This window comes from Shinella granuli, assembly GCF_004341885.1.
GTDB lineage: Bacteria > Pseudomonadota > Alphaproteobacteria > Rhizobiales > Rhizobiaceae > Shinella > Shinella granuli.
The window spans coordinates 1-19,503 of sequence record NZ_SLVX01000021.1; the positions used below are offsets into that span (position 1 = coordinate 1).

The 19,503-nt window shown below is 64.5% G+C and carries 18 protein-coding genes; 3 read left to right on the top strand and 15 right to left on the bottom strand.

All coding sequences use genetic code 11. The features are described from left to right. Positions 1-31: 31 nt before the first annotated feature. From EV665_RS24440 to EV665_RS24475, 8 genes are all read right to left on the bottom strand, one after another. Positions 32-2,269 carry a TonB-dependent siderophore receptor gene (locus EV665_RS24440; protein WP_342636233.1) on the bottom strand — a complete coding sequence of 746 codons (2,238 nt, stop codon included), beginning with the start codon at positions 2,267-2,269 and terminating at the stop codon, positions 32-34. A gap of 160 nt (positions 2,270-2,429) precedes the next feature. Then, positions 2,430-3,314, bottom strand: coding sequence for a helix-turn-helix transcriptional regulator (locus tag EV665_RS24445; RefSeq protein WP_133036043.1), 885 nt, complete (start codon positions 3,312-3,314; stop codon positions 2,430-2,432). Between the two features lie 130 nt (positions 3,315-3,444). After that, positions 3,445-4,950: a tripartite tricarboxylate transporter permease gene (locus tag EV665_RS24450; RefSeq protein WP_133036044.1), complete on the bottom strand. Its 1,506-nt coding sequence runs from the start codon at positions 4,948-4,950 to the stop codon at positions 3,445-3,447. Between the two features lie 9 nt (positions 4,951-4,959). Then, entirely contained in the window at positions 4,960-5,421 is a 462-nt protein-coding gene (locus EV665_RS24455) for a tripartite tricarboxylate transporter TctB family protein (RefSeq protein WP_064332794.1), read from the bottom strand. A gap of 147 nt (positions 5,422-5,568) precedes the next feature. Then, positions 5,569-6,552, bottom strand: coding sequence for a tripartite tricarboxylate transporter substrate binding protein BugD (locus EV665_RS24460; RefSeq protein WP_133036045.1), 984 nt, complete (start codon positions 6,550-6,552; stop codon positions 5,569-5,571). Positions 6,553-6,750: 198 nt separating this feature from the next. Beyond that, positions 6,751-8,106, bottom strand: coding sequence for a sigma-54-dependent transcriptional regulator (locus tag EV665_RS24465; RefSeq protein WP_133036046.1), 1,356 nt, complete (start codon positions 8,104-8,106; stop codon positions 6,751-6,753). Beyond that, positions 8,103-9,908, bottom strand: coding sequence for a sensor histidine kinase (locus EV665_RS24470; RefSeq protein WP_380687935.1), 1,806 nt, complete (start codon positions 9,906-9,908; stop codon positions 8,103-8,105). The genes EV665_RS24465 and EV665_RS24470 overlap by 4 nt, the downstream gene beginning before the upstream one ends. 121 nt (positions 9,909-10,029) lie before the next feature. Continuing rightward, the gene (locus EV665_RS24475; protein ID WP_133036047.1) at positions 10,030-10,530 is read right to left on the bottom strand and encodes a heme-degrading domain-containing protein; all 501 of its coding nucleotides are present in this window, start codon (positions 10,528-10,530) and stop codon (positions 10,030-10,032) included. Positions 10,531-10,679: 149 nt separating this feature from the next. Between EV665_RS24475 and EV665_RS24480 the strand changes: the two genes are divergently transcribed. Further along, the gene (locus EV665_RS24480) at positions 10,680-11,261 is read left to right on the top strand and encodes a LysE family translocator (protein ID WP_133036048.1); all 582 of its coding nucleotides are present in this window, start codon (positions 10,680-10,682) and stop codon (positions 11,259-11,261) included. A 2-nt stretch (positions 11,262-11,263) separates the two neighbouring features. Here the strand turns inward: EV665_RS24480 and EV665_RS24485 are convergent, their stop codons facing one another. The 6 genes from EV665_RS24485 to EV665_RS24510 all read right to left on the bottom strand — a co-directional run bounded on the left by EV665_RS24485 (position 11,264) and on the right by EV665_RS24510 (position 16,396). Next, complete coding sequence (locus EV665_RS24485) at positions 11,264-11,557, bottom strand: DUF6074 family protein (protein ID WP_084438384.1); 294 nt, start codon at positions 11,555-11,557, stop codon at positions 11,264-11,266. A 93-nt stretch (positions 11,558-11,650) separates the two neighbouring features. Continuing rightward, a complete protein-coding gene (gene repC, locus EV665_RS24490) occupies positions 11,651-12,973 on the bottom strand; it encodes a plasmid replication protein RepC (RefSeq protein WP_133036049.1) in 1,323 nt (440 codons plus the stop codon). A gap of 156 nt (positions 12,974-13,129) precedes the next feature. After that, positions 13,130-14,158: a plasmid partitioning protein RepB gene (gene repB / locus EV665_RS24495; protein ID WP_064333251.1), complete on the bottom strand. Its 1,029-nt coding sequence runs from the start codon at positions 14,156-14,158 to the stop codon at positions 13,130-13,132. Between the two features lie 2 nt (positions 14,159-14,160). Further along, positions 14,161-15,366 carry a plasmid partitioning protein RepA gene (gene repA / locus EV665_RS24500; RefSeq protein ID WP_380687932.1) on the bottom strand — a complete coding sequence of 402 codons (1,206 nt, stop codon included), beginning with the start codon at positions 15,364-15,366 and terminating at the stop codon, positions 14,161-14,163. 234 nt (positions 15,367-15,600) lie between these two features. Continuing rightward, the gene (locus EV665_RS24505; protein ID WP_133036051.1) at positions 15,601-15,849 is read right to left on the bottom strand and encodes a WGR domain-containing protein; all 249 of its coding nucleotides are present in this window, start codon (positions 15,847-15,849) and stop codon (positions 15,601-15,603) included. 88 nt (positions 15,850-15,937) lie between these two features. Continuing rightward, positions 15,938-16,396 carry a MarR family winged helix-turn-helix transcriptional regulator gene (locus EV665_RS24510; RefSeq protein WP_064332788.1) on the bottom strand — a complete coding sequence of 153 codons (459 nt, stop codon included), beginning with the start codon at positions 16,394-16,396 and terminating at the stop codon, positions 15,938-15,940. 82 nt (positions 16,397-16,478) lie between these two features. Between EV665_RS24510 and hmgA the strand changes: the two genes are divergently transcribed. Further along, positions 16,479-17,810: a homogentisate 1,2-dioxygenase gene (gene hmgA / locus EV665_RS24515; protein ID WP_133036052.1), complete on the top strand. Its 1,332-nt coding sequence runs from the start codon at positions 16,479-16,481 to the stop codon at positions 17,808-17,810. A 2-nt stretch (positions 17,811-17,812) separates the two neighbouring features. On the opposite strand, the gene EV665_RS24520 is transcribed toward hmgA, so the two are convergent. Next, positions 17,813-18,373, bottom strand: a complete 561-nt coding sequence (locus EV665_RS24520; protein WP_245337444.1) for a DUF2585 domain-containing protein — start codon at positions 18,371-18,373, stop codon at positions 17,813-17,815. A gap of 112 nt (positions 18,374-18,485) precedes the next feature. Between EV665_RS24520 and EV665_RS24525 the strand changes: the two genes are divergently transcribed. Next, on the top strand, positions 18,486-19,502 hold the full coding sequence (locus EV665_RS24525; protein WP_064332786.1) for a fumarylacetoacetate hydrolase family protein: 1,017 nt from the start codon (positions 18,486-18,488) through the stop codon (positions 19,500-19,502). Position 19,503: the final 1 nt, after the last annotated feature.

Consider the following 19,503-nt stretch of genomic DNA (forward strand, 5'->3'; position numbering starts at 1 on the left):
TCGTTGCAGAAAGGAAATAGGTGGCCGGATTTTACTCCGCCCGCAGCAGCATTATGCCGCCGCTACCGTGGCCGACTTTTGCACCGCCGCTCTCAAACGTGCGCCCCGCGCCGTAGCCGCAGGAGTTCGCGCCCTGGCAGGTCGCAACATACTCCTTGTCGAACAGGTTGGAGACGTTCAGCGCGACACCCCAGTTGTCCTTCTCGTAGCGGATGGCTGCATCGACCAGCGTGGCAGAAGGAACGCGGAGCGTGTTCTCGCGGTCCGCCCAGGACTTGCCGATGTGGCGTACGCCCGCTGCAACGCTCACGCCCTGAAGCATATCGTTCTGGAACGAATAGTCCGCCCAGAGCGAAGCCGTCAGCTCCGGAACCTGGATCGGCGTGTTGCCGGCAGGCGTGCCGTCGAACGCGCCGCCGGTCGCCTTGGTGACCTCCATGTCGAGATAGGTCAGCGCACCGATGAGCTTCAGCCCCTCCGTGACATTTGCCTGGATCGAAGTTTCGAAGCCGCGGGCCTCCACCTCGCCGATGGCGGCCGTCTGGGGAATGCCGTTGACCGTGATCGTGCTGGGCACGTTCTCGCGCGTTATATCGAAATAGGCCGCCGTGATGAGGGCATCCATGAAGTCAGGCTGATACTTGACGCCGACTTCCCACTGCTTTGCCGTTTCCGACTTCAACAGGTTGCCGTCATTGTCCGTCGAGGTCGTCGGATTGAACGAGGTCGAGTAGCTGACATAGGGCGTCAGGCCGTTTGCGAATTCATAGGCGAGTGCCGCGCGCCAGGTGAATTCGCCTTCGTCGCTCTCGGTGGAGTTGGCTGCATTGATATTGTCGTCGAGCTCGGTCTTCACGAAGTCGTAACGGCCATTGAGCGTGGCAATCCATCCGCCGCCGAACTTGATCTGGTCCTGCGCATAAATGCCGAGCTGGTCGCGGCGCAGGTTCTGATCCAGGTACGGATTTCCGAGCGCCGGAATATCGACACCGTAAACCGGGTTAAGCGGATCGAGATCCAGGTTGCCGAAGCCGACGGCCTGGGCCTGGTCGATCGCGTAGTACCGGTAGTCCAGTCCAAGAAGAAGATTGTGATCCAGCGCCCCTGTCGCAAATTCCCCTTCGAGCTGGTTGTCGACCGTGAAGATATCGACATCCGTGTCATGCGCGAAGCGATAGCGGGCCAGCTTCGTGGGATCGGCCAGCGACCATCCGTTGGCATAGAGCGCGTCTTCCTTAAGCGAGACGCTCGCGTAGCGCAGGTTCTGGCGAACCGTCCAGTTGTTGTCGAACGTATGTTCGAACTCGTAGCCAATCATGGCTTGCTGGCGATCGTATTCGTCAAGGCTCTTATCGCCGTAGAACAGGTCGGTCGGGATCCGTCCCACGCCGGGCGCATCGACGACCGTGCCGAGATACGGCAGGAAACCCGTGCTGGTGTGCGTCAGGTCGATATGCTGGTAGGAGCTGAGGATGGTAAGGCTCGTGCCCTCATCCGGCTTCCATGTCAGGCTGGGCGCGATCGTGCCGCGAAAATCCTCAGACTTGTCCGTCTCCCAGCCGCCGCCGGAAATCTTCCCTGTCAGGCGGTAGTTAAGGACGTCGTCACTGCCGATCTTGTCGCCGAAATCCAGGCCCAGATACCCGTTGCCGAAGCTGTTGATGCCCGTCTCGACATAACGCAGCGGCTCATCGGTGGGGCGCTTGCTGACGAAATTGACGAAGCCGCCCGGATTGGCGCCGCCATAGAGCGCGGAGCTCGGCCCCTTGATGACTTCGATGCGCTCCAGGAAGAACGGATCAACGAGGAACGTCCCGAAGCCGGTCTGGAAAAGCGAAAGCCCGTCGAGGAAGACGCCGGTCTGCTCGGCCTGGAAACCGCGAATGAAGAGCCAGTCGGTGTCGGAGTCGGTTCCGTATGTCGAGGCATTCACCCCGGCGACGTAGCGCAGCGCTTCATCGATCTTCTGGGGGCTCTGATCGTCCATCTGCTCGCGCCCGACGACGGAGACCGATTGCGGGATCTCGTTGAGGTCCGTCGCGGCCTTGCTGCCGGTGCGCGTCGATTTTGCGACGATGCCGCGCACGGGTTCGACGCCGGTATTGGCGGCCGCATTGGGATCGCCCTGCTCGACCCGGACCTCTTCCAGCCGTGTCGCGCCTTCCGCGTCCTGTGCGAACGTGGAAAACGGTGCCAACAGTCCGATTGCCGCCGTACCGCATGCAAGCGCCAACCTCGACGGCCGCCGGTTCTTCGACTTCATCATCATCTGCGCATACCCCACTCGTCCCGCTCGCCTGCCTGAGCGGCCTTCCAACAATAAGGTGAGTGCTTAACTCAGTTTTAACGATCGGGCTTGTCGCATTCCGCGAAAATTGTACGTTCTTGGGCAATTTTCCGTGCGATGAACAATCGCCCGTTCGCCGGCGTCAGGCGAGCTGCGCCTTCTGCCAATGGGCCGGCGTCGTGCCGAAATTCTTGCGAAAGACGCGGGTGAAATGCGCCTGGTCGGCAAATCCGGTCTCGACGGCGATCTCCGTCAAGGGCTGATCGCCCTTCAAAAGCAATTGCTTGGCCCGGCGCAGCCGGGCATTCACCTGCCATTGATGGGGCGCGACGCCGGTCGAGGCCTTGAAGGCATGGCTGAAATGGGATTGCGACAGGCCGATGAGGTTGGCGAGCTCTTCGAGCCGGATGTTGCGCAAGCAGTTTTCTTCAATGAAATCGGTCGCGCGGCGCAACTGCCAGGCGGCCAGCTTGCCGCGCTTGCGGCCCGGCGCCTTGCCGAGCTTCATGACGTCGATGATCAGCGCCAGCGCCAGGCCGTCGCCGTAGAGATCGTGCAGCGGCTGCGGATTGGTGCACTCGGCGGCGATGAGCTGCGCCAACGAGAGCAGACGGTTATCGGAGAAGAACAGCTGCGGGGTGGCGAGCCGCTCCGGGTCAAGGTCCTCCGCCAGCCGCCGGCTGACCGTCTCCACGTCGAAATGCAGATCGAGATGGCGCAGGAACTGGTGATCGGCCAGGTCTGCCCAGAGTTCGAAATTCGCGGGGATATAGGCGATCGGGCAATGCCGCCAGTCCTCGACGGACTCCGCCCCGCCCGGTGCCAGGCGGATGCGGGAATCGCCCGGCCCCCGCTTGTCGAGCAGGATGAAGAGCCGCGGGTCCCGCCCGACATAATAGCCGCCGGCACGGGCCGCGCATTCCACGTCCCAGACATCGGCGACAATGCCGTTCCAATGCCGGCGGTTGAGACCGCCGACGACGGAGAAGCCCTCGATCCTGTTCTGCATGCGCGGCTGGAACGTCATCTTGCCCTGCGACAATTCCTTCTATTTTTTGTCAAGTTTTACCCCGATTTCCGCCGCAATGCAATATCACTAAAATAAGGGAGGAGCAGCTCGTCGCCGCTCCTCCCCTCCCCCGCAGGTTTTCCTGTTTTCAGTCTTCTTCTTGGAAAACCTCTTCACGCTTCTTCTTGACCGAAGGCAGGAAGACGATGATGAGGACCGCCAGCGCCAGTGCCAGCAGGAACGCGCTGATCGGGCGCGTGACGAAGGTGGTCGGATCGCCGCGCGATAGGATCATGGCGCGGCGCAGGTTCTCCTCCAGCAGCGGCCCGAGCACGAAACCGAGCAGCAGCGGCGCCGGCTCGCAGCGCAGCTTCACCAGCAGGTAGCCGCCGAGGCCGAACAGCGCGACCGCATAGAGGTCGTAGACATTCGAGTTCACGCTGTAGACGCCGATCGAGCAGAAGGCCATGATGATCGGGAAGAGCACGTAATAGGGCACCGTCAGCAGCTTCACCCAGAGGCCGATCAGCGGCAGGTTCAGCACGACAAGCATCAGGTTACCGATCCACATCGAGGCGATGATGCCCCAGAACAGCGTCGGCTGCTCGGTCGCGACATTCGGCCCGGGCACGATGCCCTGGATGATCATCGCCCCGACCATCAGCGCCATAACCGGATTGGCCGGGATGCCAAGCGTCAACAGCGGGATGAACGAGGTCTGCGCGCCCGCATTGTTGGCCGATTCCGGCCCCGCGACACCGGCGATCGCCCCCTGGCCGAACTCCCCCGGATTGTCCGAGACACGCTTTTCCACCGTGTAGGAGGCGAAGGCGGCGAGGATCGCCCCTCCCCCCGGCAGGATGCCGAGCGCCGAGCCGATGGCCGTGCCGCGCAGCACCGGGCCCGCCATGCGCCGGAAATCGTCCCTGGTCGGCCAGAGGCCGGAGACCTTGGCCATGAGCAGGCTGCGCGTCTTCTCGCCTTCGAGGTTGCGCAGGATCTCGGCGATGCCGAAGACGCCGACGGCGACCGCGACGAAGTTGAGCCCGTCGGCATATTCGCGGATGCCGAGGGTGAAGCGCGGCGTGCCGGTATAGATGTCCGTGCCGACGAGGCCGAGCAGGAGGCCCAGCGCCACCATGGCCAGCGCCTTGACGATCGAGCCATGGGCGAGCGCGATGGACGAGACGAGACCGACGACCATCAGCGAGAAATACTCGGCCGCGCCGAACTTGAGCGCGATGGCCGTCAGGGGAATGGCGAAGATCGCGACGAGGAAGGTGGAGACCGTGCCGGCGAAGAAGGAGCCGAGCGCGGCGATGGAAAGCGCCGCCCCCGCCCTGCCCTTGCGCGCCATCTGGTAGCCGTCGATGGCGGTGACGGCGGAGGAGGATTCGCCCGGCATGTTGATCAGGATCGCCGTGGTCGAGCCGCCATATTGCGCGCCGTAATAGATGCCGGCGAGCATGATCAGCGAGGAGACCGGCTCCAGCTTGAAGGTGATCGGCAGGAGCATGGCGATGGTCGCCGTCGCGCCGATGCCGGGCAGCACGCCGATCAGCGTTCCGAGCAGCACGCCGATGAGGCAAAAGGCAAGGTTTTCCGGCGAGAGCGCCGTGGAGAAGCCGAGCGCGAGATTGCTGACAAGATCCATGTCCGCCTCCTAAAGCCGGGTCCAGGGACCGAAGCGTTCGAACGGCAGCCCGAGGGCATAGCTGAACACCAGGACGGAAAAAAGCGTGATCGCCCCGGCCAGCACCACCGCCAAGAGCGGCTTCATGCGCGAGGATGCGAAGGCGGCGATGAGCGCGGCAAAGAACAGCGACGGCACGAAGCCGAGTCCGCGGACCGTAAGCCCGAAGAAGACGGGCGCCGGCAGGATGAACAGCATGCCGCGCAGCGCCAGCGGCCCCATGGGCTCGCCCCGCACCCGCGTCGCCTGAACGAGCACGACGACGCCGAGCAGCGTCAGGATCGCGGCGAGGATCAGCGGGAAATAGCCCGGCCCCATGCGGAAGGCCGTGCCGAGATCCAGGTTAAGGCATTGATAGATGAAGAAGCCGCCGAGCGCGATAAAGGTCAGGCCGCAGATCGCATTGGTGCTGTCGAACTGTAGTTGTTTCATGGGTTCCCCTCTTCCAGCGGCCGGGACGGCCGCGCGGGCGGTCAAGGCTCATGGCGGCATCGGCTGCCGCCATGAGCCGGTCCGTGCGCCGGCGGGCTGTTTCCGCCGTTATCAGCGGAAACGCCGCGCAGCGTTTGCGGGTTGACCTCAGTCAGCGTACTGGCCGGCGGCTTCGATGACGGGCTTCCAGCGCGCGATCTCGCCTTCGAGCTTCGCCTTGAGGGCGGCCGGCGTCGCCTCTTCTTCCGCTGACGGCGCCGTGCCAAGTTCGGCAAAGCGGGCGACGACGTTGGGATCCTTCAGGGCGACCTGCAGCGACTTGGAAAGCCGCTCCGTCACCTCTGCCGGCGTGCCCTTCGGCGCATAGATGCCGTGCCATATGCCGACCTGGAAGCCGGCGAGGCCGGCCTCTTCCGCCGTCGGAACGTCCGGCAGGTTGTCGAGACGGGCAGGGGACGTCACCGCATAGGCCTTGATCGTGCCGCCCTGGATCTGCTTCGTCGTGTTGGTCGTCTGGTCGCACATGACGTCGACCTGGCCGCCGAGCAGGTCGGTCATCGCCGGGCCGGTGCCCTTGTAGGGAACGGTGACGAATTGCGTCTCCATGGCGCTCATCAAGAGCATGCCGCACAGATGCGAGGCCGCACCGATGCCGGCATTGGCGACGGTCACCGTGTCCTTGTTCGCCTTCATGTAGTCGATCAGGCCCTTGAGGTCGGTCGGCTCGAGGTCCTTGCGGGCGACGATGGTCATCGGCACGTCGGTGACGAGGCCGACATATTCGAAGCCGTCGAGCGTGTCATAGGCGAGCTTGCGGTAGAGCGTCGCGCTGGTCGCCATGCCGATATGGTGGAGCAGCAGCGTATAGCCGTCCGGGTCGGCACTCGCGACGCGGCCGGCACCCAGCGTACCGCCGGCGCCGCCGACATTCTCGACGACGATCTGCTGACCGAGGTCTTTCGACATGGATTCGGCGACAAGACGGGTCACCGTGTCGGTCGGCCCGCCGGCGGCGAAGGGCACGACCATGGTGATGGTGCGCTCCGGATAGGTCTGGCCGAGCGCAGAGGTGGCGAGCAGCGATACGGCAAGGGCCGCCGAAACGCCAAACAGGGCTTTCAAGGTCTTCATCAAATCCTCCCGATGAAATGCCCGGCCGGCGTGGCTCCTCCCGCGCCGGTCCTGGATGCCCCAAAGGGCGCTCGCGGAGGCGAGTCGGCAAGCGGCGAGGGGACTTTACGGGTGAGTTTACGGCGGTAAACTCGGCGCGATGGGTGGAGACGGGAACAAAGCGGCATGGCGATGGGTGGAAATCCACCCATCTGCTCCTTAAAAATCGTCCTGAAGCAGGCCGGAACCTAGATTTTTATCCAGCCCGTACTTCTGCATCTTCTCGTATAGCGTCTTGCGGGAGACGCCGAGCTGCTCGTAGACGGGCTTCAGACTGCCGCCGTGGGCGGCCAGCGCCGAGGCGATCAGCCCCCGCTCATAGGCAGCGACCTTGTCGGCGAGGCGTTGCGGACCCGTTTCCGGCCCGGCTTCATCCGGCGCGGTGTCGAGCCCCAGCACCAGCCGGTCGGCGAAGTTGCGCAGCTCCCGTACATTGCCCGGCCAGCTCCGGCCGGCAATGTCCGCCGTCAACTCCGGCGGCACGTCCATGTCGCTGCGGCCATACCGCGCCGCAGCCTCGCGCACGAGCTGGAGGAAGAGGAGGGGGATATCCGCCCGGCGCTGTGCCAGCGCGGGCACATGCAGCGTCGCGACATTGAGCCGGTAGAGCAGATCCGCCCGGAAGCGCCCGGCCGCCACCTCCTCCGCAAGGTCCACCTTGCTGGTCGCGATGAAGCGCACGTCGAGCGCAACGGGCTCGTTGGAGCCGAGGCGGGTGATGACGCGCTCCTGCAGCACGCGCAGGAACTTCGCCTGCAGGTCGAAGGGCATGGAGCCGATCTCGTCGAGCAGGATCGTGCCGCCGCGCCCGTGCTCGAACTTGCCGAAGCGCGGCCGCAGGGCGCCGGGAAACGCCCCCGCCTCATGGCCGAAAAGCTCGCTCTCGATCAGGTTCTCCGGCAGGGCCGCGCAGTTGATGGCGATGAAGGGACGGTTCGCCCGGGCGCTGATATCGTGCAGCGCGCGCGCCACCACCTCCTTGCCCACACCGGTCTCGCCGATGATGAGCGTATCGGCATCCGTCGCGCCGATCGCCCGCAGCCTGTAGCGCAGGTCCACCATGACCTGCGTGCGCCCCGGCAGCCGGGCCTCGATATCATCCCGCTTGCCGGCAACCGCGCGCAGGCGGCGGTTCTCCAGCACCAGGCTGCGACGGTCCATCGCGCGGCGGATGATGCCAGCGAGATGCTGGGCCGTGAACGGCTTTTCGAGGAAATCGTAGACGCCGGCCCGCATGGCGCTGACCGCTAGCTGCACATCCGCATGCCCGGTCACCAGAATGACCGGCACTTCCGGGTCCACTTCGCGGATGCGCTGCAGCAGCGTCATGCCGTCCATGCCCGGCATGCGGATATCGCTGACCACCACGCCATCAAAGGCGTAGCCGATGAGCTCCAGCACCGGCTCCGCACTGGCGAAGGTATCCACCGTCAGGTCGAACAGCTCCAGCGCCTGCGCCGAGGACCGCCGCATCTCCTCTTCATCGTCGATCAGCAGGATGCGCGGCCCGCTCATTCCGCCGCCTCCTGCGCACGAGCCGCCACATCGAGCACGATCCGGAAGACGGCACCACCATCGGGATGGTTCATGACAGAGAGATTTCCGCCGAAGTCCTTGATAATATTATATGAAATCGAGAGACCCAGACCGAGCCCCTTGCCCACGCCCTTGGTCGTGAAGAAGGGATCGAAGATGCGATCGGCAATCGCGGCCGGCACGCCCGGCCCGTGATCACGCACCTCGATGACGACAAGGTCACCTTCACGACGCGCGGAAAGCCGGATCCGCCGGTCATCCAGCCCCTCGACGGCATCGGCCGCGTTGCTGATGATGTTGACAAGCACCTGCTGCAGGCGGACCGGGCCGGCCTTCACGACGAGGGCCTGCTCATCCAGCTCGATCACCAGCTTCGCATCCGCCGTCTTCAGCCGCGGCGTGACGATCTCCATCGTGTCGGCGATGACATCGGGCAAGGGAACCGCGCCGAGCTTCTCGTTCGGCTTGCGGGCGAAATTGCGTAAGTGACGGCTTATGGAAGCCATGCGATCGACAAGGGCGGAAATGCGGCGGACATTGTCCTGCGCTTCGGGCACGCGGCCGCGATCGATCAGCAGGGCCGCGCTGTCCGCATAGGTTTTCGCCGCGGCGAGCGGCTGGTTGAACTCATGGGAGAGGGCGGCCGACATCTGGCCGAGACCGGCGAGCTTGCCGGCCTGGATGAGATCCGCCTGCGTCTTGCGCAGTTCCTGCTCGGTCAGCCGCCGCTCGGCGATTTCAAGTTCGATCTGCTCGTTGACACGGGCAAGGTCGGCGGTGCGCTCCTCGACGCGGCGTTCCAGCTCGTTGCGGGCCTCTTCCTGCAGCCGCAACCGCTCCACGACCCGGGCGCGGCGCTGCCAGAGCACGGCAAGCCCCAGGCCGGCAAGGCAGATGAACAGCAGGATGGCGATAAGGGCAGTGCGGGCCTGCGTGCGCACCGAGGCCGTGTCGAGCAGCACGTTCACGGTCCAGTCGGCCTCAGGCATGTAGTGCGAGAGCCGGAGATATTCCCGCGTCGTGCCCTCACCGTCGATCCGCATCAACTGTTGACCGTAGTAAACACTCTCGGTGACGGGAAGGGGCTTCAATTCCGCTTCGGCGTAGCGCCGCGAGGCCTGGGTGCGGGCGAGGCGAGGGGCGTCGAGCGGCAGGATGCCGTTATAGAGCCAGGCCTCGTTTCCCGTCATGAAGATGATGCCTTCGGGGTCGGCGACGAAGATCTCGTATTCGCCGCCGCGCCACGAGGCCTCGATGGTGTCGATGTCCACCTTGAAGACGATGACGCCGAGGATCGCGCCGCCGACCTCGACCGGAGAGGAGAAATAATAGCCCCGCTTCAGCGACGTCGTGCCGAGTGCGTAGAACCGCGCCTGCCGGCCCGCAATCGCATCCTGGAAATAGGGACGATAGTCAAAATTCTGGCCGACGAAGGTGCCCGGCGTCTCATAATTGCTGGCCGCGATCGTGTTACCGTCCGGCGTCATGACATAGATATCGGACGATTCCAGCAGGCCGTTGATTTCCTTGAGATATTGATTGGCGGTCCGGCGCAGCTCCGCATCCGACGGCGCCTGGAGCAGGGCTTCTATATCGTCGTGATCGGCGATCAGCGCGGGCAGGGGCTCGTAGCGGCTGAGATGCCCGCCAAGCGCAGCCACCGCAAGGCGAAGCGTCGTGCCGGCCTGCAAGGAGGCTTCGTCCATGTAGCTGCGGGTCAGCAGCGCGCCGCCTTGCAGGATGGTGAGCACCACGACGATCGGCAGGATCACGAAGGCCAGGGCATGACGCAATTTCACGGAACGACGGCTCCTCTCCGCTTCCTTGCGGCCGGATGGCCGCGGCCCATCCTACTGAGCCGGGTCCATCTTTCCTAGAGGGGAGGGGAGGGGAGGGGGGACGCTAGTCCGGCAACCTGCTGTCGCCAAGGTCGATGTTCAGGAAGCCGGCGATCGCGTCGCTGACGATGGCATGATCGATACGCTGCGGCACGCCCGAAACGGTGACCGCCCCGACGCAGCCGAGGTCGGCGACGAAGAGCGGGAAACTGCCGCCATGCACCGCGAAGTCGGCATGCGGAAAATTGTGCACCTCCTCCTGGTCGCGGCCGGTCAGGGCAAGGCGCCGCCCAACGAGATAGGAGGAGTGCCAGAGCCGCAGCACGGTGTTGCGCTTGCGGCGGATCCACTCGACATTGTCGGTCGCGGTGCCGGGGAGGGCGCAATGAAACAGGGGCCGGTCGCGCAGGGAAATGTCGATCGCAACACCGGCGCCGCGGGCCAATGCCGTTTCGCGCACCCGGTTGCCGAGCGCCCAGGCATCGTCCGGGCTGAACCGGCTGAACCGGAGAAGACGCTCCTGCTCCTCCAGCCGGCGAATGTCGTCCGCGATCGTCTCCGTCATCGTTTTCTCCCTCGCGTGGTTTCGCAGCGATCCTTACCGGGAGTTCGCCTGCGAAGGAAGATGCCGTCGCTCTTGACGGAGATCAAGGCCGCGGTGCAGGAAGACCCTAGGGTGGAACCGTTCAGATCCTTCCGACCCGTGGAACACTCATGCCGGACAGCCTTTTCATCGTCGCCATCCTTGCGCTGCTGCTCACGCCCGGACCGACCAACACCCTGCTGACGGTCGGCGCCGCCGCGCGCGGATTCCGGTCGAGCCTTCCGCTTCTCATCGGCGAACTTGCGGGCTATCTCGCAGTCGTCGTGCCGCTGGCGACGATCGCCGCCTCTCTGCTGGAAGGACGCCCGGCACTTGCCAGCGCTCTTCGCCTTGCGGCCGCCTTGTGGGTGCTGTTCCTCGCCATCCGGCTTTGGCGGGTTTCGGCCATTCAGAAGAACCCGGACAGCGCTTCGGCGGTGACGGTCGGTCAGGTCTTCCTGACGACCCTTCTCAACCCGAAGGCGCCGATCATCGGGCTCGTCATCATGCCGCATGGTCCGCTCGCGCAGATCGCACCGGCCATCGGGCTGTTCAGCCTCCTGGTCGCCGGCGCCGGCACGAGCTTCCTCGTTCTCGGCAGTCTCATCGGCCGCGCGCCGGTCCTGTCGCCGCAACTGGTCTATCGCGTTGCGGCGATCTGCCTCGGCGTCTTCTCGCTCGGTCTCGCCGGAAGTGCCTCCGGCCTTATCTGAAATCAGGCTTCGTCGGCCTGGTGCAGCCGCATGAGTTCCTGCTGCACTTCGTCCTGAAAGGCGAAGACGGCGGCCCGCGCCTGGTTTTCGCTCGATCCGAGCTTCTGCAGTTCGGCTGCCAGTTCACGGCACACCTTCAACCAGTATAGCCGGGCATCCTCACCGTGCAGGCCGTCCAGTTCACCCGCGCAGCGGCGAACATGGGCCGTCCGACGTTCGGCGGGAAACGGGACGACCGGTCCATTCTCATTGGCAACAGAACGGCGGCGCGGCTGGATCGCGGCATATGGTGGCATTGATTCGGGCTTCCTTGTCTTCCCCCCATGATTAGGGAAGCCATGGTTAATGCCCGGTTTCCAAAGTGAATTTCCTGTGCCGCCATGGCATCGTCACCCTGCCTGCCGCGCCGTTTTCTCATTTGCCCGGACGAGCGCCATCAGCATCGGCCCGAGGGAAAATTCGCCGCGTTCCGCCCGCCGGGTGAGATCGCGCAGATAACCGCCCGCCGAGTTGATGTGTCCGGCCCGCTCGAGAATGCAGGCGATGACCGTCGCTGCATTCTCCGGCCCGAGGATCGCGCAGGCATTCTCATAGGCCGAGGCGCTGACCGCCAGCATCGAGCGCACCACCACGGCCGCCGTCAACAGATCGCGCCAGCTCGAAATCGCGCCGCCCGGACCAAAGGCCGCGATTTCCGGGCAGGCTTGCAGCACAAGGCCCAGCGGATAGGGTTTGAGCGCATCCGAAACATTCGCCGGCTGTGGGTGAACCCCTTTTGCCGGGGTCGGCAGGTCGACGGGCCATTGCGAATAGCGCCCGTTCGTCTTTTCATCTCCATCATCGTGCCGCACAGCCATCCGCTCCCCTTCTGCCTCGGCATCGCCGCCCTGCTTCGTTTCGAAGCGAGGTTCAAAGTCAGAGGATGAGTCGGGTTTTGAATTCTGTTTGTGCCGCTCAGTTTGGTCGGCATTGCCCGCCGTTTTTTGCAAAATAACTTGCTCTTCCAGGCACTTGAGGATTTCCACGCGCAGCTTTTCCAGGCATGCGAGGATCGGCGACAGGGTTTCGGGTGTCGGGACGCGCGGCAAGACCCGGATCTGCTGGCGATATTCCGCCTCGTAGCGCATCCAGTCCCCGGAAAGCCCATCTTCCAGGGCCGTCTCGATCAGCTTGGCGATATCGCGACGAACGAGGGTCACACGCTCCCGCAAGCGCTGCAACAACAGGCGCTCGGCAACGACCTGCGCGGCGAGGTTCTCGATCTCCCCCGCCCGGGCAAGCAAGGGCGCGAGCGAGAAGCCGAAGGCCTCGTCGATCGACCCCTGCTGGTCGCGCCGCACATAGCGCTTGCCGTTCGGGCTGTCGCGCCGCATCAGCAGGCCGCCTTCCACCAGCGCGGCGAGGTGCCGGCGCAGCGTGGTTTCCGCCATGCCATGCGTGCGCAGCGAAAGCTGGGCGTTCGAGGGGAACACCACCATGCCGTCACCACCGGAAAGCTCGGTTTTCGGGTAGAAGCTCATCAGCGCATTCAGCACCGAAAGCGCCCGGTCGCTGATGCCCAGCTTCGGCCGCGCTTCGCAGAGCCAGCGGTACAGCTTCCACTTGTCCACGCTCGCATCCGGCGGGACCGTCTTTGCGATCGCCTGGCTTGCGAGCATGCCAAGCGTCATCGCCCGCCGCCCAAAGGGCGTCGTTATGCCGTCCGTCTCCATGTCTCTTCACCTTTCAACAGGCAAAAGAGACCCCATCACCGGAACCGGCGCCAAAAAGGCTTGACTGTGATTCGGGGAAGTGCGATTCTCAGGCTGCTAAACGATGAGAAGGGCTTCCGCGACGGTAACGTTGAGGGGGCCTTTTTCTTTTGCGGATCAATCTCCTGATTTCTGTGCATTTTCCGTCCGGAACGCCTCGTAGAGACGGTCCAGGTTCTGGGTGATGTAGGCGCCGAATGCCGCGGCATCCGCGGATTTCAGCGCAATCGTGTACTGGCGGCCGGTGGTCTTGATGCTGGCGCGTACTGGGCCGTCCTTGCGCACCCATTCGGCCGGCGCGGGCCTGGCAACGGCCTCCGGAGCCTCCTTGCGGGCGAGATGGCTGCTGACGAGGTTGAAGCGGTCCTCCGGCGCCCGGGTCTTCACCCGCTCGCGTGCCAGGAATTCCACCGCCTTGTCCTCGTTTTCGGGCGTGTCGAAGCGGGTGGCCAGCTCATGCCAGCGGTCACGGCCGATGGCGAGCGCCGGGCCGATTCCGGCCCGCACCGCCTTGGGAATGCGGTTCACCACCGAGAGCATCTTGGACACGGTCGTCTTGTCCGCGCTCAGCGCCGCCATGATCGTCTCGCGGTCGAAGCCGCGCGCCTCCAGTTCGCCGGCAAAGGTCGCCCGTTCGAGGAAGGAGAGATCGGCGCGCGCACTGTTCTCCTGGCCCTGCGCGATGACATGGTCACGGTCGGTCAGCGCCTTGACGACGGCGCGGACGGGCCGCCCGAGCAGGCGGGCTGCCTTGGCGCGGCGGTGGCCGAAGGCGATCTGGTAGATGCCGCTCTTCGTCGGGTGCGGGCGCACGAGGATCGGCGAATCCTGCCCGCGCACGCGCATGGCCTCGACCAGTTCGCGGAACTGCTCGTCCGAATGGGCGAGGCGGTCGGAGATGAAGGATTCCTCGATCTGGTCCGGTTCGAGCTCGATGACGACCTCGCCGGCCGTCAGCTTCGCCTCGATCTCCTTCGCCGCATCCGCCTTGGCGGCCAGCGCATCGATGCTGCGTGTGACGGCGCCGAGCGCGCCGATGCCCTTGTAGGTCACATGCTGGCGCGGCTCGTCATTGACGGGGTTTACCGGCGTCAACTTCTCCGAGGCCGGCGACATCAGGTTGGAAAGAACGTTCTTGCGCGCCATGGTCAACGCCCCCATGCCTTGTGGATCAGTTCGACGATTTCCGCATTGACCGCCTCCAGGGATTCGAGCGCTCGGTCATAGGTGGCACGCGTGAACTGGCTCCGGTCGACCTCGTAGAGCGTCTGGTTGGTCAGCGCCGCATCGGCGATGGCGACGCTGCGCACCATCGGATTGGTCAGGACATGCTGCTTGAACAGCGAGCGCATGAAGGCGACCATCTGCGTCTGCGGCCCGTCGGCCGGGTCATAGCGGGTGACGAGGTAGCGCAGCCAGTCGAGGTTCATGTTGCCGCCCGCGCTCTTCAGCGTGTTCAGCACCTCGCCCAGCATCTGCAGGAACTGGCACATGGACATGACGTCCAGCATCTGCGGGTGCACGGTGATCAGAACCGCCGTCGCGCCGCAGATCGCGCTCATCGTCAGGAAGCCGAGCTGCGGCGGGCAGTCGATCACCACCACGTCATAGTCGTCGGCAACGGACGACAGCGCCTCGTCGAGCCTTGCGAAGAAGATGCGGCCGTAGTCGCTCCTATCGCCCTGGGCGAGGACCCGCGGCGTATCGTGCTCGAACTCCATCAGTTCGAGATTGCCCGGCACGATGTCGAGGCCCGGGAAGTTCGTCTTGCGGATGATCTCCTTCAGCGGCCGCCGCTGGTCGTCGTAGCGGATGGCGCCGTAGAGCGTCTCGTTCTCGTTGACGTCGAATTCCGGCTGGAAACCATGCACCGCCGAAAGGCTCGCCTGCGGATCGAGATCGACCGCGAGGACCCGGTGTCCGGTGAGCGCGAGATGCTGGGCAAGGTGCGCCGTCGTCGTCGTCTTGCCGGAACCGCCCTTGAAGTTGACGACCGCGATGACCTGAAGGTGCTCGCCGCCGCGCCGGCGCGGCACGTAGCGCTGGCCGCCGCGGCCGTTCTGCTCCAGATATTCGCGCATCTCCTGCAACTGCTCGGCCGAATAGGATCGGCGGCCGGAGGGCGTGACCTGCGGCAGCGGCCCCTTGGATTCCAGCGAAAGATTGCGCAGGTAGCCGCTGGTGACGCCCAGGAACCGGGCGGCCTCGCTCAGCTGGAACTGGCGCAGGTTCTTCTGCGCGACGGGAGGGAACATCTCCAGCCGGTGCTGCTTCAGTTTGTCTGACAGTTCGTGCGCCTGTCCGATGATCAGTTGATCGACCTCGGAAATTGCCCGTCCGAACGTTGCGGCCATATTCATGTCGAGAATCTCAAAATGCGATTTCAAACCCATTTGCAGGTTTAAATCGCATTTAGACGCGATTCTGATTCGAGGGCAAGGCAAAAAGGGTTAACGCGCCCGTCGCGGGACGGGGCTGCCACCAGATAAACCGGACTTTAGCCTATTGACCATTCGCCGCCTATCGGTCTCGCTCGATTCGGCTGGGGAAAACCCGAGAAAATTGCGTTTTTGCCCACAGGCGGCCGCTCAGGCCTCGACATAGCCCCGCCTGCGCCGAAGCGCGACCTGCCGCGCAAGCACCGTTTCCGCCTCCGCCAGGGTGGGATAGAGGCTCAGCGCCTGCCGGCCGCGAGTACCAATGCGCCCCCAGTGGCGCAGCACCGCGACCTCCCCGAAAAGCGTCGGCTCCAGCGACAGCATATAGAAGCGCGCCATGTTGCGCATCGCATCGATGCGGCGAAAACGATAGGCAGGTAACGAAGGCAGGGTCGACATGGACACGAGTCTGCCGAAGCGGCGAATCACCGTCCAACGAAAGATATGAATCGATCCCGCCCGATCGTTTCACGGGATTGATGGATCATCAGTCTTTTGGCGCACGACGGCGTGCCGGTGCCGCCAGCTTCGCCTCGATCGCGGCAAGGCCCGCCTCCAGCTGCTTCAGGCCGCCGGTGCCGAGAAGCCCGGCGAGCTCCCGCTCGTAATCACGCGCCAGCACGACCATCTCGCCATAGATGCGCCGTCCCGCCGGCGTCAGCTCCAGATGCTCGATCCGGCGGTCGTCCAGGTCCTCGCTGCGCTTCAGCCAGCGCTTTTCCTCCAGCGCCCGCACGGCGCGCGACACCTTCGTCTTGTGCATGCTGGAATTGGCGCCGATCTCCGTCGCCGTCATGCGCCCGTAGGAACCGAGCGCGGCGAGCGCCCGCCATTCCGGCCGCGTCATGCGGTAGCGCGCGCGGTATTGCGCGGCAAAACGCTGGCTGACCAGCTCGGCCGCCAGGTTGAGCCGGTAGGGCAGGAACGTCTCGAGCTTGAAGTCCATGGCGCGCCTTGAAGGTTACAAAATGGACAGTTACATCTGCAACCACCTGACGACAAGCGCTTTGCGAAGAGGAGGCCAAGCCATGCCGGATCACGCCGCCAACAGCCTGAAATACATGCCGGGCTTCGGCAACGATTTCGAGACGGAAGCGCTTCCCGGCGCCCTGCCGCAAGGCCAGAACAGCCCGCAGAAATGTGAATACGGCCTCTATGCCGAGCAGCTTTCCGGCTCGCCCTTCACCGCCCCGCGCGGCACCAACGAACGCTCCTGGCTCTACCGCATCCGCCCGAGCGTGCGCCACACCCGTCGCTTCTCCCATGCCAGCTACCCGCACTGGAAGACGGCGCCCTGCCTCGACGACCATTCCCTGCCGCTCGGCCAGTTGCGCTGGAACCCGCTGCCGGCGCCGGACGAGACGCGGACCTTTCTTCAGGGCATCCGCACCATGACGACGGCCGGCGACGTGCTGACCCAGGTCGGCATGGCCGCGCACGCCTATACGTTCAATGCTGACATGGTGGACGACTACTTCTTCAATGCCGATGGCGAACTCCTGGTCGTGCCGCAGCTCGGCGCCGTCCGCGTCTTCACCGAGATGGGCATCATGGATGTCGAGCCGCTGGAGATCTGCCTCATCCCGCGCGGCATGATGTTCAAGGTCTCGCGCATCGGCGAGGGCGACATCTGGCGCGGCTATGTCTGCGAGAACTACGGCGCGAAATTCACCCTGCCGGACCGCGGGCCGATCGGTGCCAACTGCCTTGCCAATCCGCGCGACTTCAAGACGCCCGTCGCCGCCTACGAGGACAAGGAGACGCCCTGCCGGGTCCATGTCAAATGGTGCGGCAAGTTCTATGTCACCGAGATCGGCCATTCCCCGCTAGACGTCGTCGCCTGGCACGGCAACTACACGCCGTTCAAATACGACCTCAGGACCTATTCGCCGGTCGGCGCGATCCTCTTCGACCATCCCGATCCGTCGATCTTCACCGTGCTGACGGCGCCGACCGAGGAGGCCGGCACGGCGAATATCGATTTCGTCATCTTCCCGCCGCGCTGGATGGTGGCCGAGCACACCTTCCGCCCGCCCTGGTATCACCGCAATATCATGAGCGAATTCATGGGGTTGATCCATGGTCAGTACGACGCCAAGGAAGAGGGCTTCGTGCCCGGCGGCATGAGCCTGCACAACATGATGCTGCCGCACGGGCCGGATGCGACGGGCTTCGACAAGGCCTCGAACAGCGAGCTGCAGCCCGTGAAGCTCGACCACACCATGGCCTTCATGTTCGAGACGCGCTTTCCCCAGCAGCTCACGAAATTCGCCGCCGAACTGGAGACCCTGCAGGACAACTATCTCGAATGCTGGGATGGGCTGGAGCGCAAGTTCGACGGCACGCCTGGCATCAAATGACGTCACCCGCCCTGCCAGGCCTTCACCGCCTCCAGCGGCCAGACGAGCATCAGGATGTTGAGCGCCAGGCCATCGCGGATGAGCCAGGTGGTTATCGCCTCGAAGACGATGATGATCGCGACGCTGGCCCAGACGGGCAGGCGCGCGGCGAGGAAGAAGCCGACCACCATGGCGAGGATGTCCGCGCTCGAATTGATCACGCTGTCGCCGAAATAGTCGAGCGAGATCGTCGATTCGCGATAGCGATTGATGATCATGTCGGTGTTTTCGAGAATCTCCCAGGCGCATTCCAGCACCAGCGAGAGGGCGAGGCGCAGGTTGAGGCTCGCCTTCCTCAGGATCAGCGTGAAGAGGCCGAAGAACAGGATGCCGTGGATGATATGGCTCGGCGTGTACCAGTCGGACAGGTGCTGCGAGTTTTCCGAAGAAATCACCACGCCATGCCAGAGTTTGACATATCCGCACTTGCAGATGAGCGGCTGACCCATCGTATAAAGGATGATGGCCGTCGCGCCGATGAAGCCGGCGGCCAGCAGCAGGGAATTCAGCACCGTACGGTTCAAGACGGGATTTCCTCGGAAATGCGATGCGTCGGCACGACCGGCGCACGAGGGTGGAGACAGGCCGGTAGATGACACGATCGCACGGCCGGAAACAAGATCGGGAGTAGGACGCATGAAGCTTGCGACACTGAAAAATTCCACCCGCGACGGCCGCCTGGTCGTCGTCTCGCGCGACCTGACGCGCTGCTCGGAAGTGGGGCACATCGCCCGCACCCTGCAGGATGCGCTGGATGACTGGGAGCACGTCGCGCCGCGGCTGGAAAGGGTCGCCGAAGGGCTGGAGACCGGCTCGCAGCCGGCCACCCGCTTCCACGAGCACGACGCCGCCGCGCCGCTGCCGCGCGCCTATCAGTGGGCGGACGGCTCGGCCTATGTCAACCATGTCGAGCTGGTGCGCAAGGCGCGCAATGCCGAGATGCCGGAAAGCTTCTGGACCGATCCGCTGATGTATCAGGGCGGCTCCGACAGCTTCCTCGGACCGCGAGACCCGATCCTTGCGGCGGACGAGGCCTTCGGCATCGACATGGAGGGCGAGATCGCCGTCATCGTCGACGACGTGCCGATGGGGGCGAGCGTCGAGGAAGCGCGGCAGGCGATCAAGCTCGTCATGCTCGTCAACGACGTGTCGCTGCGCGGCCTCATCCCGGGCGAGCTTGCCAAGGGCTTCGGCTTCTTCCAGTCGAAACCCTCCTCGGCCTTCTCACCGGTCGCGGTCACGCCCGACGAACTGGGCGAGGCCTGGGACGGCGGCAGGCTGCACCTGCCGCTTCTCGTCTCGCTGAACGGCAAGCCCTTCGGCAAGGCCAATGCCGGCGTCGACATGACCTTCGATTTCGCCGAGCTCGTTGCCCATGCCGCCAGGACCCGGCCGCTCGTCGCCGGCTCGATCATCGGCTCCGGCACCGTTTCCAACAAGCTCGACGGCGGCCCCGGCAAGCCGGTCGCCGAGGGCGGGGCGGGCTATTCCTGCATCGCCGAAATCCGCACCATCGAGACGATTACGTCCGGCGCACCCAAGACCCCCTTCATGAAGTTCGGCGACACCGTGCGCATCGAGATGAAGGACAAGGCGGGCCATTCGATCTTCGGCGCGATCGAGCAGACCGTCGAGCGGCACGAGAAGGACTGAG